The sequence below is a fragment of the Candidatus Aminicenantes bacterium genome, from assembly GCA_011049425.1.
GTDB lineage: Bacteria > Acidobacteriota > Aminicenantia > UBA2199 > UBA2199 > UBA876.
The window spans coordinates 1-25,180 of sequence record DSBM01000083.1; the positions used below are offsets into that span (position 1 = coordinate 1).

The 25,180-nt window shown below is 55.8% G+C and carries 18 protein-coding genes; 12 read left to right on the plus strand and 6 right to left on the minus strand.

The features are described 5' to 3' along the window. Window positions 1-410: 410 nt before the first annotated feature. The 12 genes from ENN40_05595 (at window position 411) to ENN40_05650 (ending at window position 20,655) form a co-directional block, all read left to right on the plus strand. Window positions 411-851, plus strand: a complete 441-nt coding sequence (locus tag ENN40_05595; protein HDP94818.1) for a CGGC domain-containing protein — start codon at window positions 411-413, stop codon at window positions 849-851. A 150-nt stretch (window positions 852-1,001) separates the two neighbouring features. Continuing rightward, the gene (locus ENN40_05600) at window positions 1,002-2,963 is read left to right on the plus strand and encodes a hypothetical protein (protein ID HDP94819.1); all 1,962 of its coding nucleotides are present in this window, start codon (window positions 1,002-1,004) and stop codon (window positions 2,961-2,963) included. Next, window positions 2,870-4,252, plus strand: coding sequence for a hypothetical protein (locus ENN40_05605; GenBank protein HDP94820.1), 1,383 nt, complete (start codon window positions 2,870-2,872; stop codon window positions 4,250-4,252). Before ENN40_05600 ends, ENN40_05605 begins: the two co-directional genes overlap by 94 nt. Before the next feature lie 130 nt (window positions 4,253-4,382). After that, on the plus strand, window positions 4,383-5,621 hold the full coding sequence (locus tag ENN40_05610; protein ID HDP94821.1) for an efflux RND transporter periplasmic adaptor subunit: 1,239 nt from the start codon (window positions 4,383-4,385) through the stop codon (window positions 5,619-5,621). Next, window positions 5,618-8,701, plus strand: a complete 3,084-nt coding sequence (locus ENN40_05615; protein HDP94822.1) for an efflux RND transporter permease subunit — start codon at window positions 5,618-5,620, stop codon at window positions 8,699-8,701. Before ENN40_05610 ends, ENN40_05615 begins: the two co-directional genes overlap by 4 nt. Continuing rightward, a complete protein-coding gene (locus tag ENN40_05620) occupies window positions 8,698-11,820 on the plus strand; it encodes an efflux RND transporter permease subunit (GenBank protein ID HDP94823.1) in 3,123 nt (1,040 codons plus the stop codon). Before ENN40_05615 ends, ENN40_05620 begins: the two co-directional genes overlap by 4 nt. Before the next feature lie 77 nt (window positions 11,821-11,897). Further along, entirely contained in the window at window positions 11,898-12,542 is a 645-nt protein-coding gene (gene fsa / locus ENN40_05625) for a fructose-6-phosphate aldolase (protein HDP94824.1), read from the plus strand. 311 nt (window positions 12,543-12,853) lie between these two features. After that, window positions 12,854-15,964 carry a hypothetical protein gene (locus tag ENN40_05630; protein ID HDP94825.1) on the plus strand — a complete coding sequence of 1,037 codons (3,111 nt, stop codon included), beginning with the start codon at window positions 12,854-12,856 and terminating at the stop codon, window positions 15,962-15,964. 1 nt (window position 15,965) lies between these two features. Next, window positions 15,966-18,677, plus strand: coding sequence for a hypothetical protein (locus ENN40_05635; protein ID HDP94826.1), 2,712 nt, complete (start codon window positions 15,966-15,968; stop codon window positions 18,675-18,677). After that, complete coding sequence (locus tag ENN40_05640) at window positions 18,667-19,320, plus strand: hypothetical protein (GenBank protein ID HDP94827.1); 654 nt, start codon at window positions 18,667-18,669, stop codon at window positions 19,318-19,320. The genes ENN40_05635 and ENN40_05640 overlap by 11 nt, the downstream gene beginning before the upstream one ends. After that, the gene (locus ENN40_05645) at window positions 19,317-20,294 is read left to right on the plus strand and encodes an HD domain-containing protein (protein ID HDP94828.1); all 978 of its coding nucleotides are present in this window, start codon (window positions 19,317-19,319) and stop codon (window positions 20,292-20,294) included. Before ENN40_05640 ends, ENN40_05645 begins: the two co-directional genes overlap by 4 nt. A gap of 37 nt (window positions 20,295-20,331) precedes the next feature. Beyond that, window positions 20,332-20,655, plus strand: coding sequence for a hypothetical protein (locus ENN40_05650; protein ID HDP94829.1), 324 nt, complete (start codon window positions 20,332-20,334; stop codon window positions 20,653-20,655). On the opposite strand, the gene ENN40_05655 is transcribed toward ENN40_05650, so the two are convergent. Genes ENN40_05655 through dnaJ form a run of 6 tightly spaced genes read right to left on the minus strand, consistent with a single transcriptional unit; the run spans window position 20,577 to window position 25,124 of the window. Next, entirely contained in the window at window positions 20,577-21,062 is a 486-nt protein-coding gene (locus tag ENN40_05655; protein HDP94830.1) for a hypothetical protein, read from the minus strand. The genes ENN40_05650 and ENN40_05655 overlap by 79 nt on opposite strands. Window positions 21,063-21,084: 22 nt before the next feature. Beyond that, window positions 21,085-22,074 (minus strand): MoxR family ATPase, encoded by a 990-nt coding sequence (locus ENN40_05660; protein HDP94831.1) that lies wholly within the window; start codon window positions 22,072-22,074, stop codon window positions 21,085-21,087. Window positions 22,075-22,086: 12 nt separating this feature from the next. Further along, window positions 22,087-22,794, minus strand: a complete 708-nt coding sequence (locus ENN40_05665) for an ATP-binding protein (protein ID HDP94832.1) — start codon at window positions 22,792-22,794, stop codon at window positions 22,087-22,089. Continuing rightward, window positions 22,794-23,705: an RNA polymerase sigma factor RpoD/SigA gene (locus tag ENN40_05670; GenBank protein HDP94833.1), complete on the minus strand. Its 912-nt coding sequence runs from the start codon at window positions 23,703-23,705 to the stop codon at window positions 22,794-22,796. Before ENN40_05670 ends, ENN40_05665 begins: the two co-directional genes overlap by 1 nt. Next, window positions 23,629-24,015, minus strand: a complete 387-nt coding sequence (locus ENN40_05675) for a MerR family transcriptional regulator (GenBank protein HDP94834.1) — start codon at window positions 24,013-24,015, stop codon at window positions 23,629-23,631. Before ENN40_05675 ends, ENN40_05670 begins: the two co-directional genes overlap by 77 nt. Then, a complete protein-coding gene (dnaJ, locus tag ENN40_05680) occupies window positions 24,012-25,124 on the minus strand; it encodes a molecular chaperone DnaJ (protein HDP94835.1) in 1,113 nt (370 codons plus the stop codon). The genes ENN40_05675 and dnaJ overlap by 4 nt, the downstream gene beginning before the upstream one ends. Window positions 25,125-25,180: the final 56 nt, after the last annotated feature.

Genomic DNA, 25,180 nt, shown 5'->3' on the forward strand with positions numbered 1-25,180 from the left:
AGGGGCGGTTCGCGAACCGCCCGTACACTGTCTCCTGCCACCTTATTTCAAATCCCAAATTCTAAATCCCAAACAAATTCAAATGACCCAAATCCAAATGATCCAAAAAAAAAGCGTTACGGTTTCCCTTGCCAATCGCCCCTGGCCACCAGCCCTTTGGGCCTTGAATAAAGAATAAGGAAGAAAGAATAAAAAGGCTCGAGTGCTGCATGATGATCTTGAAAGATCTCCAGGATGCACTCGGAATGAACTGCTTGGGGTCTTGAAAGAACTTGTAGAAGGCAGAAAGTAGAAAAAAGCATAAACAGGGTTTTTTCCTTATTTTTATTTCGACTTTCGACTTTTATCTTTTCACTTTCCCCGTTTGACTCCCTGACGAACAGGGCGTAAAGTGAAACTTGGAGGTATTCATGCGCATCGGCATCATTATTTGTGGACGTTACCAGACCTGCGGCGGCGGCAAATGCCTGCGCGCCATGCGGGAACGGGTCGGCGGTTTTGCCGTTTACCCCGCCGAAGAATCCCTTGAACTGGTCGGATATTCCTATTGCGGTGATTGCCCCGGCGGCAACGTAGAATACGTCCCCGAGGAGATGAAACGCAACGGCGCCGAAGCCATCCACCTGGCCACGGGCCTGGTGGTTGGATATCCCCCCTGCCCGCGCCTGCGCCAGTTTAAGCAGTTCATCGAGGCCCGCTACGAACTTCCCGTGGTGGTGGGCACCCATCCCATTCCGGAAAAGTACATGAAGATCCATGAAAAACTGCCCTTCTGGAAAGCCATGAACATGGATGAACTCGCGGGTCCCCTGATGCAGGAGGACCCTGAAATCCAGGCCGCCTATAACTGACTCAAAGACAGCGCTGACACTTTACTGCGAACTTTCGAAAATCCGCTTCATTCCGCAACCTGAACCAACCCGGCCGCTCCCCGTATAGAGAATATTCGGGCCGCGCAGCCGTTACCGGCAAAACGGATCCAATAACCCCCAGGAGGATGCATGAAACAATTTATCACTGCCATACTGGTATTCACGCTGGCCGTTTACCTGGCCGCTGAAGACAAAGAAGCGCGATTGCTGCGCACCCCCGACATCAACGGGGATCGCATCGTGTTCGCATACGCCGGCGACATCTGGACCGTGCCGGCTGCGGGGGGCAACGCCCGACGCCTCACATCCCACGAGGGCATGGAGATTTTTCCGCGCATCTCACCGGATGGCAAGTGGATCGCATTTTCCGGCGAGTACTCCGGCTCACGCCAGGTGTACGTGATTCCCGCCGACGGCGGCACGCCCCGGCAACTCACCTGGTACAACGACGTGGGAATCATGCCTCCGCGCGGCGGTTTCGACCACATCGTGCTGGATTGGACACCCGACAGCCGCCGTATCCTGGTCCGGGCCAACCGCACCCCCTACGGCAAGCGCATGGGCAAATACTTCCTGGTCAGCGTGGAGGGAGGATTGGAAACACCATTGTCCATCCCGGAAAGCGGCTTTGGTTCTTTTTCTCCGGATGGACGACAAATCGTTTACACTCCCATCTCGCGCGAATTCCGCACCTGGAAGCGCACCAGGGGCGGCCGCGCCCAGGATATCTGGATCTACAACTTGGAAAAGGACTCGGCCCGGCGCCTGACCACATTTGCGGGAACGGACCAGCATCCCTACTGGTTCGGCAATACCATCTACTTCACCAGTGACCGCAATCTAAGGCTGAACTGGTACGCCCACGACCTGGAAAGCGGCAATACCCGCGAGGTCACCCGCTTCAGCGACAACGACGTATTGTGGCCCTCCGGCCACAACGGCTTGCTGGCATTTGAGAAGGGCGGACGCATTCATGTCCTGGATACCGCCACTGAAGAAACCCGGGCCGTTTCCGTACGCATTGCCTCGGATCGACCGCAAACCCTGCCCCGGTTCCGCAATGTCGCTGAATTCGTGTCGCGATTCGGCTACGCCATCTCTCCATCCGGCAAACGGGCGGTTTTCGACGCCCGCGGAGATATTTATACCGTGCCCGCGGAAAAAGGCATCACCTATAACCTGACACGTTCCCAGGGTGTGCGGGAAATGTTTCCCGCCTGGTCTCCGGATGGAAAAGCCATCGCCTGTATATCGGACCGCACCGGAGATTACGAGATCTTCCTGCTTGATCCGGCTGCCAAAACCCCGCCGCGCCAGTTGACCCGCGACCACAAAGTGTGGAAATACCCGCCTTCCTGGTCGCCCGACGGCGCCAGCCTGCTGTTCGCGGACATGAACCGCAAGCTTCAATTGCTTGATGTGGCTTCGGGTAAAATCACCATAGTGGACCAGGGCGAGCGTGGAGATATTACAGATTGCGCCTGGTCACCCGACGGCAAGTGGATCGCGTATTCCAAGAGCGGTGACAATTTTTTGGATTCCCTCTACGTTTACTCTGTGGAAAAGCAAACAAGCCATTTGCTGTTTCATGATGGTTTTGACAACTACGCGCCCGAATTCTCCGCCTGTGGTCGCTACCTGTTTTTTGTTTCCAAGCGCGATTTCCGCATGAATTTTTCCAACTACGAATTTGATTTCATCTACAACCGGGCGGAACGCATCTATGCCGTCCCCCTGACCACGGATACCCCGCCCCTGTTCCCGCCGCAAAACGACCGTGAAGTAGATCCGCACCAAAAGAAAGCGTCTGAAGGCAAAAAAAAACCAGCGAAAAAGCGGAAACGCGCATTGAATTCAACCACCTGGCGGACCGGGTGGTGGTCCTGCCGCTGGATGCCGACAACTACCGGGGCCTGGTGGCCCTTGAAAACGCGCTGCTCTATACCAAAGGCGACGAATTATTCCATTTTGACCTCGAAAAAAAGCAGGCCAAGGCGGTGCTTAAAGGCATCCAGGGATACGATGTCAGCCGCGACGGCAAAAAGCTTTTGTACCGGGCAGCCGGCCGGGGTTACGGCATCGTGGAGGTGAAACCGGGACAGAAAAAAGGCGCCGGAAAACTGAACCTGGAACACCTCAGCATGAAGATTGATCCCCGCAAAGAGTGGCGCCAGACCTTTAACGAGGGCTGGCGCATTTTCCGGGACTGGTTCTACGTGCGCAACATGCACGGCGTGGACTGGGAAGCAATCCGAGAGAAATACGCTCTCCTGCTGGAACACGTGGCCCATCGCGCCGATCTGGACTATATTTTCGGTGAGATGGTGGGAGAGCTGAATGCCGGCCACACCTATGTGAACTGGGGGGATTTCAAGCGCGTAAAACGGGTGGATACCGGCCTGCTGGGGGCCGTACTTGCGGCTGATGAAAAAGCCGGACACTACCGCATCCAGCACATCTTTGCGGGTGAAAACTGGAACGAAGAGACCCGCTCCCCTCTGACCGAGCAGGGCGTGGATATCCGTGAAGGGGATTACATCATCCGCCTGAACGGTTCCGATGTCAGCCTCAACGACAATCCCTACGCCTTTCTGGAAAATACCGCGGGCCAACGCGTGGAGATCACCGTTAAAGCCGACCTCAAAGACAAGGATGCCCGCACGTTCTGGATCCGCCCCGTGGTTTCCGAGATCCGGCTCATGTACCTGGATTGGGTTCGTGAGCGCCGTGAGATGGTGGAACGCCTCTCGGGCGGACGCATCGGCTACATTCATGTGCCGGATACAGCCGTGGACGGCAACCGCGAGTTGTTCAAGGGATTGTACGCGTTGCGCCACAAGCAAGCCCTGATCATCGACGACCGTTACAACGGCGGCGGCTGGAGCCCGGGCAAGATGATAGAAGCGCTTTCCCGCAACGTGGTGAGTTATTGGCACCGCCGCGACCTCAGGCTTCGCCCGGAACCTATGTACGCCCACGACGGCCCCAAGGTCATGCTCATCAACCACTACTCCTCCTCGGGAGGCGACAACTTCCCCTACTGGTTTCGCAAACACAAGTTAGGTCCCCTGATCGGCACCCGCACCTGGGGCGGCCTGATCGGATACGGCTGGAGCCCGGGGCTGGTGGATGGCCCCAGTTTCGCGGTGCCCATGTCGGGAATCGTGGGCACCGACGGTGAGTGGGTGGTGGAAGGCGTGGGCATCCATCCCGATGTGGAAGTCTACGACCGCCCGGATGCCGTGGCCAAGGGGAAAGATCCCAGCCTGGAAACCGCGGTGGAGTACCTGCTGAAAGAACTGAAAAAGAACCCTGTCGGGAAGGTAACCAATCCTGAGGAGCCCGATCGTTCCGGTTGGTACGAAAAACAAATTCACTGAAACACCTGCGGCGGCGGCGCATTCCCGCGTCGCCGCCGGATCTCCCCGCGGTGTTGTTACAATTATGTTACACTAAAAGCATAACCACGCAGGGTAAAATTTCGTATAATTCAGACGAAATCCCGGTGAAATGGAACTTTCCCCACGAGGAGTCAATATGAAGCGTGCGTTTATTGTGCCGGCCATCATGGTCCTGTTCTTTTCCGGTTGCGGAAAAGACAAAAACGAGGGTGGAAAAACTTCACCGCCGCAAGCCAAAAGTGAATCCGCCGCAAAATCCGGCGGCGAAAAAGCGCAAATGCCTTCGCGGCTGCAACAGGCGGTGAAAGAGGGGCGCATCTCCGAAGAACAGGCCCGTCAGATCATGGCCCGCCGCGCCGGCGGGGGGGACAAACCGCTGGTGCGGCTGGGCACGGCGGCCCGTGGCGAGATCCGTACGCACCTGGTGCTAAACGGCACCGTGGAACCGGAGCGCAGCGTGGACGTTTATGCGCGTTTGTCTGCTTACGTGCAAGAGGTGGTGCGCGAAGAGGGCAACCGGGTACGGGAAAAAGACATCCTCGCCCGCCTGGATGACACCGAAATCCGCATCAGCCACCAGCAGGCCAAAATCCAGTTGGAGCAGGCGCGCCTGACCCTGGAAGAAGAAAAAAACAACCACCAGCGCAACCAGGAACTCAAGGAAAACGAACTGATCTCCGATATGGACTTCCAGGCATCTGAAGCACGCTACCGCCAGTCCCGCCTTGAATTCGAAAACAAAACGGAAAACTTCAAGAACCTTGAACTGCAATTGAATTACACGCGCATCCGCGCGCCGGTTTCCGGTTTCGTTACCCAGCGACTCATTGAGGTGGGTGACCGGGTCACCGCCAACCAGCACGTGTACACAGTTGAGGACTTTTCTCCCCTTTTAATCCGGGTTTTCGTGCCCGCGGCGGACATCAATAAGCTTCAGGCCGGCATGAATGCCGAGATCTCTTCCGACACCCTGCCGGGACGGACCTTTACCGGTCACATCAAGTTAATCAACCCCCGCATCGACGTGCAATCGGGCACGGTCAAGGTGACCATTGAAGTGAACGACTCCAGCCTCACCCTGAAGCCCGGCATGTTCGTGGAGGTCAACATCGTGACCCGCAGCCGTGAAGACGCTCTTGTCATCCCCCGCACCGCCGTACTCTACCAGCGCGACCAGGTACTGGTGTTTCGCTTTCGCGAAGGCAAGGCCGTTGCCGCTCCCGTAAGCGTGGGCGTCACTGAAGACGATCGTGTGGAGATCGTCGAGGGTCTGGAAGAGGGTGACACCATTATCATCCAGGGGGCGGAAATGTTGAAAGACGGTGTTGAGGTCAGCGTCCTCAAATGAAAATCGTTCATTTCTCTCTTCGCCACCCGGTAACGGTGTTCATGTTCTCCGTGGCCGCCATAATCTTCGGCATGATCTCTTTCTCCCGCCTCAACCTCAATTTGCTACCCCACATTTCCTATCCGACCCTAACCATCAAAACCGAATACCCCGGGACGGCTCCGGCCGAGATCGAGCACATCATCACCAAACCCGTGGAAGAAGCCGTGGGCGTCGTGGACAACGTGGTCAATATCTCTTCCATCTCGCGGGCGGAAATGTCTGAAGTCACCGTGGAGTTCGCCTGGCACACCAACATGGACTTCGCCACCTTGAAAGTGCGGGAGAAACTGGACCTGCTCAATTTGCCGGTGGATGCCCGCAAGCCGGTGATCCTGCGCTACGATCCCAACACCGAGCCCATCGCCAAGTTGGGCATCACCGGAGAACCGGGATTGGGTCGCATCCGTTACCTGGCGGAAACCGACATCAAGCAGGCGATTGAAAGCATTGAAGGCGTGGCTTCCTGTTCCATTTCCGGCGGTTTGGAAGACGAGATCCACATCGATCTGGATGAACGCCAACTCAGCCTGCTCAATATCTCGGTCGCCCAGGTGGCCCAACGCCTGGCCCAGGAAAACGTCAACCTGTCTGCAGGGATTCTGAAACAGGAGGACAGCCAATACCTGGTGCGCACGGTCAACGAATTCAAGACCGTGGACGAGATCAACGAAATCATTATCGATAAACGCGACAACATTCCCATCAAACTGGGGAACCTGGCCAAAGTCTTCCGCGGATACAAAGAGCGCAAAGTGATTTCCCGCATCAACGGCCGGGAATGCATTGAGGCGGCGGTATACCGTGCGGCGGACGCCAACACCGTCAAGGTGGCGGATGCCCTGACTGCCCGGCTGAAAAAAGTGGAAAACGACATCCTCAGCCCCCGCGGCCTGGAATACGAACTCATCACCAACCAGGCAAGGTTTATCAAGAGCACAATCAACCAGGTGATCAACACCGCCATCATGGGCGGAATCCTGGCCATACTGGTGCTCCTCTACTTCCTGAAAAACCTGCGCACTACCATTATCATCGGCCTGGCCATTCCCATCTCCGTTATCATCACTTTTTTTCTCATGTTTTCTTTCGACATCACGCTCAACATCATCTCCCTGGGTGGGTTGGCCCTGGGCATCGGTATGCTGGTGGACAACTCTATCGTGGTACTGGAGTCCATCCAACGCCAACGCGAGCAGGGCAAAGACCTGTACAACGCGGCCCTGACCGGCGCGTCCGAAGTGGCCAGCGCCGTTACCGCCTCAACCTTTACCACGGTTGCGGTCTTTTTCCCTATTGTATTCGTGGAAGGTGTGGCCGGGCAATTGTTCCGCGACATGGCCCTGACGGTGACGTTTTCTCTGCTGGCCTCTCTGGTGGTGTCGTTGACCCTGGTGCCCATGCTGTATACCGCCTTGCGGCGAGAAGACTCGAAAGATCACATCAACCGCCTTTTCCAGCGTGTTTTCCGTCCTCTGGACCGGGTGTATGAGCGGGCTTTTGCCTGGTACGGACGAATACAGAAACGCTCCCTGTCCCGGCGCCGCCTGATTCTGTTCACCGTACTCGGCATCTTTTTGTTGTCCATCACGGCCTTCAATTTCATGGGCCAGGAGTTGATCCCCGTGATTTCTCAGGGGGAATTCCTGGTCAACATCGAATTCACTCCGGGCACTTCGCTGGCGGAAAACACCGAAACCGTGTCCGGAATCACGCGCCGCCTGCAGGATTATTCCGAAGTGGAAAGCGTTTATGAACTGATGGGTAAAGGCTCCCGGGGCGGTATCTCTTTCCAGGAAGAAAGGGAAAACCTCTCCGAGCTCACCATCCGTCTCAAGCCGGGCATTCTGGGAAAAAGGGAAGAAGCAGTTATGAACCGGGTACGATCCGAGCTGGATTCCATGCGGGACCTGAAGATAAAAGTCTACCGTCCCCGCCTCTTCTCTTTCAAGGCGCCGCTGGAGGTGGTCATCTCCGGCAACGACCTGGACGAATTAAAACGGGTTTCGGACGAGCTTGTAGGGAAAATGCGCGGTATTGAAGGCCTGATCGACATCAAATCCTCCATGGAAGAAGGCTACCCCGAAGTGCAGATCCTGTTCAACCGCGCCGTGCTGGCCTCACAGAACATGACCATCAACAGCGTGGGCGAACAGTTGCGGGACAAGATCGAAGGCAACGTGGCCACCCAATTTATTGAGAGTGACCGGGAAGTGGATATCCGGGTGCGCATTTCAGAAAACTTCCGCGACCAGGTGGAAAAGATCCGCCGCATCCACGTACGCAACGGCCTGGGGCTGAACGTCCCCCTGCGTGCCATCGCCGACGTGCGCATCAGCGAAGGCCCGGCGGAAATCCGCCGCATGCACCAGCAGAAGGCCGCGGTTGTGACCGCCAATATCTTTGGCATCGACCTGGAAAGCGCCTCTTCGCGCATCATGAAAGCCGCGGAATCCATCAACCACCCGGATGACTGCCGCATCCGCCTGGCCGGCCAAAGTCAGGAACGTGACGTGGCTTTCCGTTCCATGGTGTTTGCCATCCTGCTGGCGGTATTCCTCGTCTATCTGGTTATGGCATCTCAGTTCGAATCTTTCCGCAAACCCTTTATCATCATGTTTACCATTCCCCTGGGCATTATCGGCGTGGTGGCGGCGGGCCTGATCGCGGGAATTTCCATTAATGTCATCGTGCTCATCGGTTTGGTTATCCTGTCGGGAATCATCGTCAACAACGCCATCGTGCTGGTGGACTACACCAGCCAACTACAGTCCCGGGGCCTCTCCCGGCGTGAGGCCATCCTGCGGGCCGCCCGCGTTCGCTGGCGCCCCATCCTGATGACCACCATTACCACGGTACTGGGCCTGCTGCCCATGGCTCTGGACACCCAAGAGGGCTTTGAAATCCGCATTCCCCTGGCCGTCACCCTGATCGGCGGACTCATCTTCGGCACCTTCCTGACCCTGGTCTTTATCCCTATTGTCTACAGCCTGGTGGTTCCGGATAAACCGGCGCCCTCCCCGGTGGAGGACGCCCGGTGAACCTGCCTCAATTCTCGCTGAAACGCCCGGTAACGGTCGTGGTGGCCATGCTGGTGTTCGTCACCATCGGCATTATCTCCCTGGTGCGCCTGCCCCTGGAGATGATGCCCGACATCTCTTTCCCGGGACTCATGGTCTGGGTCCCTTACCCTTCCTCTTCGCCGGAAGAGGTGGAACGTACCATCACCCGGCCCCTGGAAGACATCCTGGCCACCATCAACAACCTCAAGGTCCTGCGCTCCACTTCCCATTCATCCAGCGCGCGCATCCACATGGAGTTCGAAAACGGCACCAACATGGACCTGGCCTCCATGGAGATCCGTGACAAGGTCGACCAGATCCGCGACAAGCTGCCCGATGATGTCGAACGCATCCAGATCCGGCGCTGGTCTACCTCGGATTTCCCCGTCATCTCTTTCAGCCTCACCGTGCCGGGCATGCCCCTGCATACGCTTTACCAGAAGGCCGAGGATATGATCCAGCCCGACCTGGAGCGCATCGAAGGCGTGGCCAACGTGGATATCCGCGGCATTCGCAATAAGCAGTTGATGATTCACCTGCACCCCGACGCCTTTTACTCATCAGGCATCAACATCATCGACCTGGTCTCCACCATCCGCAACAACAACATCAACATCTCGGCCGGCCACCTGGAGGAAGAAAAAGACAGCAGCCGTCGCCGCTACCTGGTCCGGATTCCCGGCGAACTGAAAGTGGCTGAAGAAATTTCCCGCCTGCCTCTGAACGAAAAGGGGCTGCGCATCCGTGATGTGGCCGACATCACCTACGACTACCCGCGCAAAGAGTCCTTTTATCGCTTGAACGGTCATGAAGCCATCAGTTTCCGCATCTATCGCGCATCCAACGCCAACGTGGTGGATGTGTGTCAACGGGTGCGTACCGTTATGAGAGAGATGGGTTATGACGACGGCCAGTTGGCGGGCCTGCAGACCCTCTATTTTCACGACCAGTCCGAAGAGATCCTGCTAAGCCTGAAAGACCTGTCCATCGCCGGACTGATCGGCGGCTTGCTGGCGGTTCTCACGTTGCTCTTCTTTTTGCGCAAACTGCGCAGTACGGTGATTATCGCGGTGGCCATTCCCATGGCCCTGGTGTTCACCTTCAGTTTCATGTACCTGTACCGGGCGGTGTTCAACTCTTCCATTTCCATCAACATCATCTCATTAAGCGGCCTGATGATGGCCGTGGGCATGCTGGTGGACAACGGCGTGGTGGTGTTGGAAAACATTTTCCGCATGCGCCAGGAAAAGGCACTTGCCCCGGTGGAAGCCGCGGTACGCGGCAGCAGTGAAGTGGCCATGGCGGTCACAGCCTCCACCCTGACCACACTGGTTGTGTTCGCCTCCCTGGGTTTCATGTCTTCATCCGGATTCGGTCGCTGGATGAGTGACTTCGCCCTCACCATCTCCCTGGCACTGATCGCCTCCCTGGTGGTATCCCTGACCTTTATTCCCCTGGCGGGAAGCCGCCTGCTCACCGGCAAGTCCAAACCCAAGGCGCGCTGGCTGGTTCACGCCACCAACGGGTATGAAAAAGTGGTAAGTTGGACAATCCGCTCATGGAAAACCCGCCTGGTCACCGTACTGGCGGCCGCGTCCATTCTGGTTTCCACCTTTGTCATGCTGGCAGGGATCGAGAGGGAGTTCATGCCGGGATCGGAAGAGCGCCAACTGGAATTGCAGGTGTATATGCCGCGCAGCATCACCCTGGAAGAGATGCAGGCCCTGTTCAACCGCTACGAATCGATCATCGTACGTAACCAGGACAAGTGGGCGGTGGAAACATTTACCACGGACTATGGTACCGAACGCAGCCGGCGCGGACGGTACCGCGGCGAGGTTTCCATGTACCTGAAAGAAACCGGACCCACAATCGCCGAACTCAAGGAAACGGTCAAGAGAACCCTGCCCCGCGATGCGGGCATCAGTTTTGAATTCGGCGAGCGCCGCCATCGCGGCGGTGCATCGGGCGGCATGCGGGTGGAGTTGATCGGGCCGGATTTCACCCGCCTGACCGAGCTGGCTCCCCGGGTCATGGATGCCCTGAGCAAACTCGATATCATCGAAGACGTCACCTCCGACCTGGAGGGCGGTGACACCCAGTTGCTGGTAACGGTAAATCGCAACCGGGCCGAAAGCTCCGGCGTGGACAGCCGCCGCGTGGCCCGCACCATCCAGAACTCGATTTCAGATCGCCCCATCGGCAAATTCAAGACGGAAAACAAGGAAATCGACATCATCCTCAACCTGAGGAACGCGGATACCCTGAGCCAGGACGACTTGCGCAACATCGCCCTGCAAACCGGAACCCAACGCATTCCCCTATCCGCGGTCAGCGACTTTTCGTACCGCATGGGATCGATGTCGATTCAAAAGGAAAACAAAAAATCCCGGCTGAGCATCACCGCCAACGCCAACGTTCAGGGCATGATGCAGTTGTCGGAAACCATTACCGCCGCCATGGCCACAATACCCTTTCCGGAAGGCTATTCCTGGAGTTTCGGCCGTCGCTGGCAACAATTCCAGGAATCCCAGCAGGGCACCAACCTGGCGATCATCCTGGCCCTGGTGTTTATCTACATCATCATGGCCTCCCTGTTTGAGTCTTTTGTCCACCCCTTTACCATCCTGCTCACCGTACCGCTGGCCCTATTCGGCGTAGCCCTGTTTTTCACCCTGACCGGCATCACCTTGAACAACACCTCTTACCTTGGGCTGCTGACCCTGTTCGGCATCGTGGTCAACAACGGCATTATTCTCATTGACCACATCCGCACCCTGCGAAACCAGGGAATGGAGAAGTACCACGCCATCGTGCAGGGCGGCAAGGATCGCATGCGCCCCATTGTCATGACCGCCATTACCACCATTTTCGGGGTCCTGCCCCTGGCTCTCCCCGCCCTGCTGCCCGGGCTTTTCCCCGGATCCCAGGGGCGGGCGCAGATGTGGGCTCCCATCAGTGTGGCGATCCTGGGCGGACTCACCACTTCCACATTTTTCACCCTCATCATCCTGCCGACCTTCTATGCCATCTTTGATTCCCTCGGCGAATGGATCAAAACCCGTCTGGGCTTTGTTTCCCGCCAAGCGAGAGTCTGAGCAGTCGACGGGAAAAAGAATCCGTCCGGGTTTGAACCCGTTGGTGAATCTGGTATAATGCGCGCTGGAGGCCATCTATGAAGATTTTCCTCGACACCGCCAACCTTGACGAGATCCGCCGCGGCCTGGACATGGGCATGGTGGATGGAGTCACCACCAATCCCAGCCTGGTTTCCCGGGAAAACCGCGAATTCCTGCCGCTGGTGAAAGAGATTTGTGCCCTGGTGCCCGGTCCCGTCTCGGTTGAGGTGACGGCCCTGGACAGCGACGCCATGGTGGAGGAAGCCCGGCGCTACGCCGATATGGCGGAGAACGTGGTCATCAAGGTTCCCATCAACAGTGAAGGTCTGAAGGTGATCCGGCGCTTGTACGAACTGGGCATCCGCACCAATACCACTTTGGTTTTTTCTCCCTCCCAGGCCCTGCTGGCCGCCAAGGCCGGGACTGCCTTCGTTTCGCCCTTCGTGGGACGCATCGACGATATCTCCGGCAGCGGCATGGAGCTGGTGGAACAGATCGTACAGATCTTTGGCAACTACGACATCCAGACCGAGGTGATCGTGGCTTCAATCCGCCACCCCCTGCATTTCGTCCAATCCGCCCTCATCGGTGCCGACATCGCCACCGTGCCCTTCTCCACCCTGGACCGCCTGCTGAACCATCCCCTGACCGATCAAGGCATGGCCCGGTTCCTGGAAGACTGGAAAAAGGTTAAAAAATAGGACATTGTGAGACGTAAACACCGCAGGATCATTGGTTTTTTTTTACCCTCCTGCTGCTGGTTGGGCTCTATTTCGGCCTGAAAACCGTTGCTTTTCACCAGATCAATCGCCGCCTGACCCGCCCCATCAACTTTTCACAACTCAGCCTGAACCTGTTTCCTCCGGGAGTTCGCATCCACGGGATTGACTCTCTTCCCGTTTCTCCCGGTTCCCGCATATCATTTAAATCCGCCCGGATCACGATCCCCCTTTCCTCACTTTTTTCATCATCCCGACGCATCAACCTGAAAGTGGATTCACCGCGTATCGTAATGGCTCCATCCCCGCAAAAAAGCGCCGCGGACAAAAGCGCGCCCTTCATGCTCAACCGCGTCAACATCAATAGCGGAAGCTTCAGATTTTCCGCCGGCAAGTACCTGGTGGAATTGCTGAACGTGGATCTCAAATCCTATAAAGTGGAAGAACAACTGTATTACAGCCTGAAATCCCCCCACATGAAAATCATCTTTCCGTTCAGCAAAGAACTGGTGCGTGTTGAAGGCGATGTGAGCGCCACGATTTCTCAACAGGGGCAACGGATCCAAGTCCATCGATTCGCCTGGAACACCGCGGATTTCCAACTGTCAGGGAACGGGCGTTCCTCTCCCAACGGGGGATTCAAAGTCAACATCGGCTTCCGCGGTTCCGCATTTCATATTCTGGAACCCCTTCTGGGCGCTCTCAGTACCCGCGGCATGGCGTACGCCAACGCAGAGGTGGCGAGCGGCCCCGATGGTGAATTGTCGATCAACGGTCGGTTTCGTTTCCCGGAAATGGAGGTCAACAAAGAAAGCTTTCGTGCCGTCCGGGGAACCGCGCAATGGAACAGCCAAAGCAAACGCATCGATGTCAACCTCTCGGCCACAGAAAACGGGCTTCGCGGGCAACTCTACGTCACGAACCGGGAAGAAGCGGTTTATCTGAACCTCAGGGATTTCTCGGGCGCCAAGCTGACGCGCATCATTGAAATCTACGACAGTGTCCCCCTCTCCGGTCGCTTGATTGAAGGAGAAATCCGAATCAAGGGAAGCAAATACAGCGGACACGTTCAGGTGGACAGGCTTCCGGTCCCCCTGGCGGAATTCAATCCGCGCGGGCCGATCCGGTTTACGTACGATGGCAGAAAAAAATTCGCCACCTTTGAATCATCCGGATTAGAGACGGACTTCGGCTCCATGGCACTCCAGGGCGAAAGTGACGGCCGTCGGAACCGGCTGCGATTGACCGCCCGGGGAACCCTCTCAGATTTCAGCCGGACGGAAAAATACCTGGCATTCTATACCGGCATCTCTTTGAAACCCTGGAAAGTCGCGGGGGGACAAGGACGCTTCGACCTCGATCTCAACAAGGTCGGGAAACGGCTCGACTTCGTCAGCCACCTGGAGGTAAACAACACCCGCGCCAACGGCGTCCCGATCCAAACACTGGCCGGGATCATCAACGGCAAAAACCAAACCGTGAATGGCCGTTTCGATTTCAGCGATCCCCACCTGCAAGGCAGGGCGGAGTTCAGCAGTGATAACGATCACCTAAAGATTCGCTTTCCCCGGGTGGATGGCTCCGTGGCCGGGATATTCCGCATCCTGGATCTGGATATCGACCTTGAAGGTGATGGATCGGGCACTTGTGTGTACAGCCTGAAAAAGGGTGCCGACCTGCCCCGAATCAGTGGGAACTTTTCTTCTCCCCAACTGAACTTCAATGGCATTCCTTTTAACGATCTCTCGGGCGCCTTTCAAACCGACACCGAAAGCCTCGAATTAACGAACCTTACCTACCTCTTTATGGAGGGAAAAGGCGCCACGGACCTGACCATTGATTACACCCGCCGGGAATACGCATTGGAGGGTTCCTGCACCGGCATCAACATGGAGCGCCTGACCAAAGATCTTTTCGGATACGCCGACGTGAATTTTTCCGGATCGGGCACGTTCCTGAATGACCCCATCACAGTCGCATTTTCGGTAACCGATTTGCATCTCTCTTTGCAACGCAAGGGAACCCTGGTTGGAACAGCCGCGATCAGTACTGATTTTTCCGATTTTGCGCTGAAGGCCGAGGGGAAACTGACGCGGATGGAAACCAGTTCACCCTTGAACCTGGAACTCTCACTGCAGAACAACCGCATGCAGGGGGACTTCAGAATCCAGTTGCAGGACCTGAACTTTGTCATTCCCTGGAAACACAACCATGGACGGTTGGATATGACGGGTCAGATTTCCAAACCACCGTCCGGAAAAACCGATATCCGAGGCATCGTCCGCTTCGATGGGACCACGTTTTCCATTCCCAACTTTTCTCATGCCCTGGAAGACTTCCAGGGATTCATCACATTCGACAACGGCGCCTTCTCACTGCAATCGTTTCGTGCCAGCATGGGCGGCGGGCCGATTGAGGGCAACGGCATGCTTACCCTGAAGCAGGGTGAAATTCAGAACCTGTTTTTCAGCCTTTCCGGTCGCAACATGACCCTGTATCCCATTGACCGTACGGTGTTTACCATGGATGCCGACCTGACGTTAAAACAGAGGGACCGAAAACTGCTGGTACAGGGCAATTTGAACTTCAGGGACGGCGTGTGGGAACGGGAAGTGGATGAGGGCATATCGTTTTACACTGATCCGGAAACGGATTCGGCGGGATCGGGCCTGATGAAACTGCTGGATTTCGACCTGAAATTAACCGGTAAAGACAACATCCGCATGCACAACTCTTTCGGCGATATTACAGGCGCACTTAACCTTCATCTCACCGGGACTCCGGATTTCCCCAGGCTGGAAGGATCATTGGAAAGCCGCCGCGGAGAGATTTTTTTCTCCGACCATAAATTCAACCTACTCAAGGGACGAGTGACCTTCAACAACCGCTTCGTCATTGACCCGGTGATCAACCTGGAATCCGAGACCTTTATCAAAAACTACCGTATCCGTTTCAATATAAAGGGAGTTTCATCCCGCCTGCAACCCGAGTTTCAGTCCTCTCCGCCGCTATCTCAGCAGGACATCCTGGCCCTGCTCTCTCTGGGTGAGCTTTTCAAGCGCCCCACATCAACGGAAATGAGCTCACAGATCGGCACCACCGGACTGATCACCTCTCAACTCACCGATGAGATTCAGAAACGCGCCCGCAAACTCGGCGTCGACCTGGTCATGAAGATCGACCCGGTAATCGCGGGGACCGCCAGGGAGGGAACATCACGCCTGACCGTGGGCACATCGATCGCCCAAAACCTCTTGATCGTTTATTCAACCAACATCAGCAGCCTGCGCCAGGAGATTTACTACCTGCAATACCAGTTGTCGCCCGCCATCTCCCTTATCGGCATGCGCAACCAGGAAGGAAATTTCAGCATCGATATCCGTTACCGCCGGAGGCGGTATTGACATGATTTTGTCTGCGCGCCGGGTCGTGATGATGTTTCTCTTGTTTGTACTCACCCAGCCGGGCCTCCTGCGCGCGCAACATACCGATCTGTCTCAGTATCGCATCCGCGGGATTGATTTTCGTTACCTGAACCGGCGACTTCCGCCTTCAAGGCCGGAAAGCTTTCACGCCCTGGTCAACCTCGCCCCGGGAGAGAAATACAACGCCCAGCTGGTCCGCAAAGCCATGGACCACCTATTCCAGATGGGACGTTTCCTGGATATCACCGTTAAGGTACAGACGCTTCCAAAAAATGAAATAAACCTGACTTTTCTCCTGGAACGACGGTTGCGGATCCGCGGCCTGCGTTTTGAACACGATATGGGCCTGAAAACCAAGCGCCTGCATCAGGCCGTGTTTTCTCTGCGCAGGGGAGCTTACCTCTACAACGGCGACATGGACAAAGCCGTGGGGGAGATTCGCGCTCACCTGAAATCCGAAGGGTATTTTTCTCCACAGATATCCGCAGAGGTTCTGTCCGATGTGGAAGCCGCGGAAGCCACAATCGTATTCAGGGTAAAAACCGGTCGCATCACTCGCATATCTGAACTGACGCTGGAGATGACCCGGCCCTTGATGAAGGCGCGTTTTATAAAAATTCTGAACTCCAGACGTTACATCCCCCGGCAATTGCATAAGCGCATTGAGTCGATCCGCACCATCCTGCGCAGATCCCACCACTATTTCCCGGAAATCGAAATCCGCGAAGATTTTCTGGATAGCGAAAAATCCCGGGTCCACCTGACTGTTGCCATTGACCCGGGATACCGTTATGAATTCCGCTTCCTGGGCATGCGCGAACGCATGGGCCTGATCGAGTCAATCTGGAAAAGCAAGGTTTTTGAAATATGGGCGGAAACGGAAAGCCGCGCCCGAATCCTGCGCCACCTGAAAAACAAGGGCTTCCTGGATGCCCGGGTGGAATCCAGTATCACCACCACTGAAAATGTCAAGACCATCACCTTTAACGTGGAGCGGCGACGACGTTATGCCTTGGGAACCATCGCCTTTAAGGGGAACCAGGCCATCGCGGATGATAAATTGCGTCAAATCACCAAAACGGACGACCAGGTTTTCGACCGGCTGGTTTATCTCAGGCTGCGTTCCTTGCAGGTGGACCTGGAGGTGTTGAAACTCTATTACTATTTCAACGGCTTTCCCCAGGTTGTGGTGAAAATGATTCCCGAACTGGGACGATCCAAGGCGAACATTCTCTTCGACATCCGCGAAGGCCGCCAGGTATTGGTGGAATCCATTCAACTACGCGGCAACCGCCTGCTGAAGCGCGAAGAGATCCTGACACTGATCCAGACCCGGCCGAAAGAACCTTTTGTCCCCCAACGTTTCAGCGAGGACCTGCAACGCATCGCCCGCCACTACCGCATCCGGGGATACACAGATATCCGGGTGGGGGATGAGATATCCGCTGGCATCCGCAAGTCCATCCTCATCACCATTCATGAGGGACCCCGATTTCTCACCGGTGATCTGATCATCCTCGAAGCCTCCAAGGCTCAGCGTGAATTGATCCGCTCACTTTTCCCCTTGCAGAAAGGCGACGCGTTCAATCGGGACCGCTTAGCGCAATTCCAAGCCGAGCTGGAAAACAGCCCCGCGTTTAACGATATCACCATCGAGGAGATCCGCAAAACTCCCGGCGTGATCGATGTCATGATCAAGATCACACCGGACAACAGCCGCTATTACGGTTTTGGATTGGGATGGGAAGACCGGCGCGGTTACCGCGGTACCCTGGAATTCCAACAGCAGAATTTCTTTTCTTCCTATTCCTCGTTTTCCGCCATGCTGCAGGCGGGTCCCAAAGAGCGACGCTGGGCGGTTTCCATTGATACCCCTTATTTTCTGCGCAGCCGCCTCAGTTCCTCTTTGCGCTTCTGGCAAGAAGATCAGGTCTACCCTTCATACAAGTACATCCGTTCCGGGATCAGCCAGTCCGTAATCCACCGGATCGCGCAATCTTCCTACATTTCCGCTTCCCTGAAATGGTACCGTACCCGGCTGACGGAACTGGACATTACTCCGGATGATATCGACCGCATCGACCAACCCTTTGACACAACCGCCTTTTCATTGCTCTACGTGAATGATCAGCGGGACAATCCCTTTAATCCCAGCCGGGGTGAATTCTTTTCATCCAACCTGATTATCGGATTTCCTCTGCTGGAAAAAGAGTACTCTTTTTTCAAATTCTTCTGGAACTACCAGAAAAATTTTTCCCTGTTCCGCCATGGAACCCTTTCACTATCGATACGCAATGGATTCGCCTCCGGGGATATGTCCATTACCGAGCGGTTTTTTGCGGGCGGGATTCATACCTTTCGCGGCACCGGCAATGACCGCCTGGGCCCCATCGATTCCCGGACCGGAGCCCCCAGGGGGGGCAACGCCATCGTGTTGTTTAATATTGAAGCGGCACAACCACTGTATCTCATTCCCACGGAGGGATTCCAGGTGTGTGTATTCGCCGACATCGGCGATGTCTTTGCCGATACCGCTGAATTCAGCCTGAAACGGCTGGAAACCGCCCTGGGTTTCGGCATCAAGTACATCACGCCTTTGGGGCCCATTCGCGTGGACTTCGCCTGGAACATCAACAGAGACCGCGCGAACAACCCCTTCCTGGTCAAAATCGGATTCGGCAATGTTTTCTAAACTTCGCATCATTGTACTGGCGGCATGGCTCAGCCTTACCTGTCCACTATCCGGCCGCATCCTTACGGTGGACCGCATCGCCGCGGTGGTCAACAACGAAATCATCACCCTTTCCGACATCGATCGCGCACTGTTGATCTACCCGTTTTTCCGCGCGCCCCATGAAAGTGAGCGCGACTTCTACCTTCGGGTACTGGAGGACCTGATCCATTACAAAGTCGCCTGGCTGGAATACCGCGAAGAGATTCAACTGACCGCTGAAGACTACAATCCCCTGCAAACCGCCATTATCCGCAAAGCCGGCTCCCTGCAAAAGGTGATTTTGCTTTTGGAACGATTCGATATGACCCGGGAGGATTTAAAGCCCTTCATCCGGGAACGGGTCATGTATGAAAAAGTGTTGAAAGACAACTTCCAGATGAAAATCACCATACCGTTCACCGAAATCGAGGAGTTTTACCGGCAGCAATACCTTCCCGTCCAGAGAAGCCTCAACCTGCCCGCTCGCAGCCTGGTGGATATGGCTCCCATGATCGAAAAACACCTGCGCACCCTGCAAACGGAAAACCGGGTGTCCGGCTGGCTGGATGAGATCAAAATATCATACCGGGTGGAAAACCGCCTGGCGTCGGAGGCTCCATGACCCTGTTCCAGCATGTCAAAACGCAATGGATTTCGGATTTGAAATCCGGCCAGGCGGTTGAGGCCCCTTTCCGGGTTGTCCAGATCAGCCGCCGCCACAAAAAGGACGGATCCCTCTTCCTGGCATTGACCCTGATGGACCGAACCGGAAAAATGGACGCCAAGGTGTGGGATCACGTGGAAAAAGTGGAAAAAGCAATAACCGCCGGAGAAATTTTCACTGTAAGCGGCACAGTGCACGAGTACCATGGCCGCCGGGAGATCCATATCCGGAACGTGCAGAAAATTTCCGACAACATGGACGTAGACGGCAAAGACTTCAGTGAAAACGCGGCATTTGACGTAGACGCCCGCTTTGACGCCATGATCGCTTTTGTGTCTCAACGCCTGAAAAACCCCGAATTGAACCATTTGCTGGAAGCATTCTCGCTCAACCACGGCGAAGCATTCAGCCGCCACTACGGCGCACAGAAAATCCATCACGCCCGCATCGGCGGCCTGCTGGAACACACCGACTCCATGGTGCGCCTGGCCGCAATGGTAGCGGATCACTATGAATTGGATAGCGACATCATGCTTATGGGGGCCCTGCTGCACGACCTGGGCAAATTAAGGGAATTTAGCGCTGAACCCGCGATCCAGGCCACTTTCCAGGGCGGGTTGCTGGGCCATATTGTTATCAGCCTGGAAATGTTCAACGATCTCTGCCGCCGGGTTCCCGGCATACCTGAAGAAATACGCCTGCACCTGCAACACCTGATCGTTTCCCATCACGGCGAGCGGGAATTCGGCAGCCCGGAAGTTCCAAAAACCCGGGAAGCCATGGCCCTTCACGCCATTGACCTGCTTGATTCCAAACTGGCCATTTTTCTGGAAGCCTCCCGGCACGCAATCCCGGACCAGGGGTTTTCCGACTACATACCGGCCATTTCACGCCGGATACTGATCCAGAACCCAGCGGAAGGGGATGACTAAACCGGAATCGCCCCCCGCATGCCCCCGATGTGGATCCATGGCCGTGGTCCGGGCTGAGAATGAATCCGATCACCGCAGTCACGATACCCTGCCCCTGGTATTGATTACCGCTTTGCTGGTACTGGGAACCTATTTCGCTTTTCTGATCTACGCCTACCTGGCCTATCCCCTGACCGTGCTGTTATTTACCGCGGCGGCGGCGCTGATCATCCGCTGGAAAGAATCACACAAGTGCGCCCGTTCTCCTCTGCAAACGCAATACTATTGCAACGATTGTGGTGATTACTTTATTGGTTCAACCGGCAGTGGGGAATCCGTGGGCAAACTTTCCGGGGATGGCCCTCCTTCCACGACCTTGTAACGCACCACCCGACCGTTCAACACCCAGAATTGATACTCCACGTTTTCCGGACGGAAACGACTGAGGCGAATCTCCACTTCCCGGTCCGGCAAGCGGTGAGAGACCCTTACGCCCGCGTATTGAGCCACCTGGACGATGTTTACCCGCTCCGCCGGCTCGTAAACGATAACCACCCTTGCGGCTTCGGCATCGGTTTGCACGTCCAGCACGCCGTCGGTCTTTTCCACGTATCCCAAGCTGCTTTTCATGATCTCGGCGGGATTTTCGGGCATTTCCCCGCTGCGCAACATCAGCAGCAGGACCATGGACATGACCACAAACAGTCCTCCCCCCACGGCGTAGATCATTTTGTTGGACTTCTCAGGATTAATCCGCTGGCGCAGTTGTTTTTTCTTTTTCTTGGCCATTCATCTCACCTGGGCGACCCCTTCAGGGAACCACCACGTTGTCGAAAATTTCCGTGATCAGATCATCGGCGGTCAGCTCTTCAGCCTCGGCCTCGTAGGTCAAAATCAGGCGGTGACGCAACACATCGCGCCCGACCTCTTTGACATCCTCGGGCGTCACATATCCCCTGCGGCGAATAAACGCCAGGGCACGGGCCGTGCGGGTTAAAAAGATGGATGCCCGCGGGGATGCCCCGAAACGAATCATGGGCGCCAGTTTTTTGACTCCGGCCGCGGCGGGATCACGGGTGGCGAAAACCAGGTTCAGGATGTACTCCCGGATCTTCTCATCCACGTAAACCATGCGCACGGCCTGTTGCATGCGAAAAACATCTTCTTCGGTGCACACGGCCGTCACTTCCAAGTCCTCGCTATCCGCCATGCGTTCCACAATGGCACGTTCCTCTTCCAGGCTGGGGTAATCCACGCGGGCCTTCATGAGGAAACGGTCCACCTGGGCTTCAGGCAGTGGATAGGTCCCTTCCTGTTCAATCGGATTCTGGGTGGCCATGACCATAAAGGGAGGAACAATGGCATGGCTGTTATCCCCGATGGTCACCTGCAACTCCTGCATGGCTTCCAACAGCGCGCTCTGTACCTTGGCGGGAGCGCGGTTGATTTCATCCGCGAGCAGCAGATTGGTGAATACCGGGCCCTTCTTGGTAGAAAACTCGGATGTTCTGGGGTTGAACACCATGGTGCCGGTCAGGTCCGCGGGAAGCAGATCGGGGGTAAACTGGATACGGCTGAACCTCAGGTCCAAAACCCTTGCCAGGGTCTTCACAGCCAGGGTTTTGGCCAACCCGGGCACACCTTCCAGAAGGATATGTCCTGAATTCAACAGAGCAATAATCATGCGTTCCAGCAAGTCCCGCTGGCCCACGATGACCTGGCCCATCTCCATCAGGATACGCTCCACCACCTGGCTTTCCTGCCGGACGCTTTCGTTGATAGCGGTCATGTCATGGCTCATGTCAGCGGCCTCCTATCCCCAGCGGCGCCGGTAATCGGTACCGGGGATTACCAGGGCTTGGGTCATTTCAAACAAGCGGCTGCGAATGCGCAGCCCCAGTCTTTGTTCCAGTGTCTCACCACCGTCTGCGCTCTCGTCGTAAAAATTTGTCGCGCAACAGGTCAGTCTTCCCGCATTGTAACGCCGGTTAATGATATAGTAGATGTTGTCCTGCACCCAGGGGCTGACCCGGGACGCGCCCACTTCGTCAAACAACAACAGGTCCGCCCGGGCCAGGCGCTGCACCAGATGATGAATGGTGGAGAAATCACGGCTGGAATGGTCTTCTCCGCTGCGCATTTCCCGCACCAGATCATTCCAATCGATGTAGTACAGATCCATTCCAGGGCGGCGGTTCAGCAACTCTCCGGCAATGGCGCACAGCATCTTGGTCTTGCCCACCCCGATATCTCCCTGAAAAAGCAGTCCTTTATCCACCGCCGGGTAATCGTTCACAAAACGTTTTACCCTGACAATCACCTGCTTGAGAGCGGAATTGGGCTTGCTCGCGGCAAATCCCCGCAGGTCGGTGCCTTGAAAGCGAGCCGGGATATTGAGCCGCTTCTCCACGGCAATCAAACGATTCATGGCCTGACATTCACACGGTTCGGCGTATTCGTGCCCGTCTTTTTCGTGAATAACCCAACCGGTTTCCCGGCACAATGGACAGCGTTCCGGCATCAGTTCAGTACCCCGTATATGCCCTGAACCAGAAGTTTTTTTTTCAATTTGGCCAGAGCCTTCATCTCAATGCGGCGCACACCTTCCGGGCTCATGCTCATTTTTTTGGCGATCTCCCGCAGTTTCATGGGGTCCTCTTCCCCAAAACCGTAACGCATCTTCACCACGCCGGCTTCCTTGGGAGTCAAATCCTCGATATCCTCACGGATCAGGTTGTTTAAAGACACTCCCAGAAACTCGTCTTGCGGATCAACAACCGACTCATCCGGAATGTAGTTTGAGAGGAGGGTCTCCCGGCCATCCATCATGTTCTTGTCCAGGCTGATGATCTCGTCCGGCACGGAAAGCATTACCTTGACCTTTTTAACCGGAATCCCCAGTGCCTCAGACAACTCATTCTCCGTGGGTTTGCGCTTGAGTTTGCGCGTCAGATTAAAGAAAACCTTTTTGAAATTCAGATAGTCGTTGTAGAAAATATCCGGAAAAGAGATGATGTTCTGGTTCTTGGACAGGTAACGGCGGATTTCGCTGCGCACCCACCAGATGGCATAGGTATAGAAACGGTTGTCGCGGTCGGTGTCAAAACGTTTTAAGGCTTCGATCAACCCCTTGTTGCCTTCGTTGATGAGATCGAGAAAATTCTCACCCTTGAAGTAGTATTTCAATGCTTCTTTTACCACCAGTTTCTGGTTGGCGACAATGATCTTTTTAAATGCCTCTTCATCGCCCTTCTTGGCACGGATAATCAATTCACGTTCCTCTTCCGCGCTCAATACCGCGATGGTTTTCACTTTTTGGAAATAGAGGTTGAGAGAATCCAGCGACTCCCGGTCCCTAGTCGCGCTCATTATCCTCTTTGAACGGGGCAACCAACGGCGAGGTGAACTTGACGATGGCGTTGCGCTTTTCATCAAAAAGATGCTCTTTGTCTTTGAATTCCTTTTTCAATTCATCGATGAAACACGAAAACTGTTCCTGCATGATCTCCATTTTCCGCCGCATGTTCAGGATGATTTCAATTCCCGCCAGATTGACTCCCATCTCCCGGGACAACACCAGGATGAACCCCAGGCGTTCCAGGTCGCGATCCGTGTAAACCCGGGTGTTTCCCTTGGTCCGCGACGGGATCAGCAATCCCTCTCGTTCGTACAGCCGGAGGGTCTGGGGATGAATGTCAAAACGTTGGGCCACCGCGGAGATCATATAGGTTCGTTCTTTCATACCCCCAGTTCCTCCCGCGGATTGTATGCGGCCGTTTCTTCCAGTTGCTTCAGCAGGCGGCGAATTTCGATGTCCGTGGTGGGAGGTGGCGCGATCTGGACCTCAACGATCATGTCCCCCCGGGCGCGACCCTGGAGATTCTGAATACCTTTGTTCTTGAGACGCAGGCGGCGGCCGGATTGAATGCCCGGCGGAATTTTGAGCAACGTGGTTCCACTCAGTGTGGGCACCGGCACTTTGGCTCCCAGCGCGGCTTCGGTATAAGTGACGGGAAGCTGCATTTCCAGGTCGTTGCCGTTGCGACGGAAAAAAGCATGGGGCGTCACCTGGATGGTGATGATCAAATCTCCGGGTGGACCGCCGTGACGACCGGCATTGCCCTTACCGGCCAGCCGTACCCGGGATCCGGAATCCACTCCCGGAGGAATGCGTACCCGAAAGCGTGAGAGGGTCTCTAACCGTCCGTCTCCGCCGCAACGAGAACACGGGCTGCCGCTGAGACTGCCGCTGCCGCCACAGCGGGAACAGGGAGAAGCGAAAGTCATGAATCCCGTTTGCCGTTGAACCTGCCCCGTGCCGTGGCATTCCGGACAAACCATGCGGCTGGATCCGGGAGTCGTTCCAGACCCCTTGCACACATCGCAGGGAATGCGGCGGGTCAATTGGATCGGGGTCTCAATGCCGTTGATGGCATCCATGAAACTGAGGGTAATCGAGTAATTCAGATCTTCCCCCGGCACCGGACGGGATGCTGCGGCTTCACGGCTCTGCCGCCCGGAGAACCCACCCGCTCCGCCGAAAATGGTTTCAAATATATCCCCGAAGGAGCCGCTACCCCCGGAGTTGAAATCAAAGCCGCGGAATCCCCCACCCGGCCGTTGGGTGCCGGCTTCGGGCCCCACCCGGCCGAAAGTGTCATACTGCTTGCGCTTTTGCGGATCTTTAAGTACTTCGTACGCCTCGGTAATTTCTTTGAAACGCTGTTCAGCCGCCTTGTCTCCGGGATTCAGATCCGGATGGTGTTTTCGGGCCAGCTTGCGATACGCTTTTTTAATCTCCGCCAGCGTTGCCTTGCGTTCCACACCAAGAACGCGGTAATAATCCTTCATACGCGCATTGTAATGGAGGGACAAGGAAAAATCAAGCCGCAAAGCAACGGCCGCAA

Bases quoted from the DNA above. Each gene is read 5' to 3' on its own strand.
- fsa (HDP94824.1), top strand. From the start codon at position 11,898: ATGAAGATTTTCCTCGACACCGCCAACCTTGACGAGATCCGCCGCGGC.
- dnaJ (HDP94835.1), bottom strand. From the start codon at position 25,124: ATGAAGGATTATTACCGCGTTCTTGGTGTGGAACGCAAGGCAACGCTG.
- ENN40_05595 (HDP94818.1), top strand. From the start codon at position 411: ATGCGCATCGGCATCATTATTTGTGGACGTTACCAGACCTGCGGCGGC.
- ENN40_05630 (HDP94825.1), top strand. From the start codon at position 12,854: ATGGCTCCATCCCCGCAAAAAAGCGCCGCGGACAAAAGCGCGCCCTTC.
- ENN40_05660 (HDP94831.1), bottom strand. From the start codon at position 22,074: ATGAGCCATGACATGACCGCTATCAACGAAAGCGTCCGGCAGGAAAGC.
- ENN40_05665 (HDP94832.1), bottom strand. From the start codon at position 22,794: ATGCCGGAACGCTGTCCATTGTGCCGGGAAACCGGTTGGGTTATTCAC.
- ENN40_05675 (HDP94834.1), bottom strand. From the start codon at position 24,015: ATGAAAGAACGAACCTATATGATCTCCGCGGTGGCCCAACGTTTTGAC.
- ENN40_05610 (HDP94821.1), top strand. From the start codon at position 4,383: ATGGAACTTTCCCCACGAGGAGTCAATATGAAGCGTGCGTTTATTGTG.
- ENN40_05670 (HDP94833.1), bottom strand. From the start codon at position 23,705: ATGAAAAGCGCAACGCCATCGTCAAGTTCACCTCGCCGTTGGTTGCCC.
- ENN40_05640 (HDP94827.1), top strand. From the start codon at position 18,667: ATGTTTTCTAAACTTCGCATCATTGTACTGGCGGCATGGCTCAGCCTT.
- ENN40_05615 (HDP94822.1), top strand. From the start codon at position 5,618: ATGAAAATCGTTCATTTCTCTCTTCGCCACCCGGTAACGGTGTTCATG.
- ENN40_05600 (HDP94819.1), top strand. From the start codon at position 1,002: ATGAAACAATTTATCACTGCCATACTGGTATTCACGCTGGCCGTTTAC.
- ENN40_05655 (HDP94830.1), bottom strand. From the start codon at position 21,062: ATGGCCAAGAAAAAGAAAAAACAACTGCGCCAGCGGATTAATCCTGAG.
- ENN40_05650 (HDP94829.1), top strand. From the start codon at position 20,332: ATGGCCGTGGTCCGGGCTGAGAATGAATCCGATCACCGCAGTCACGAT.
- ENN40_05635 (HDP94826.1), top strand. From the start codon at position 15,966: ATGATTTTGTCTGCGCGCCGGGTCGTGATGATGTTTCTCTTGTTTGTA.
- ENN40_05645 (HDP94828.1), top strand. From the start codon at position 19,317: ATGACCCTGTTCCAGCATGTCAAAACGCAATGGATTTCGGATTTGAAA.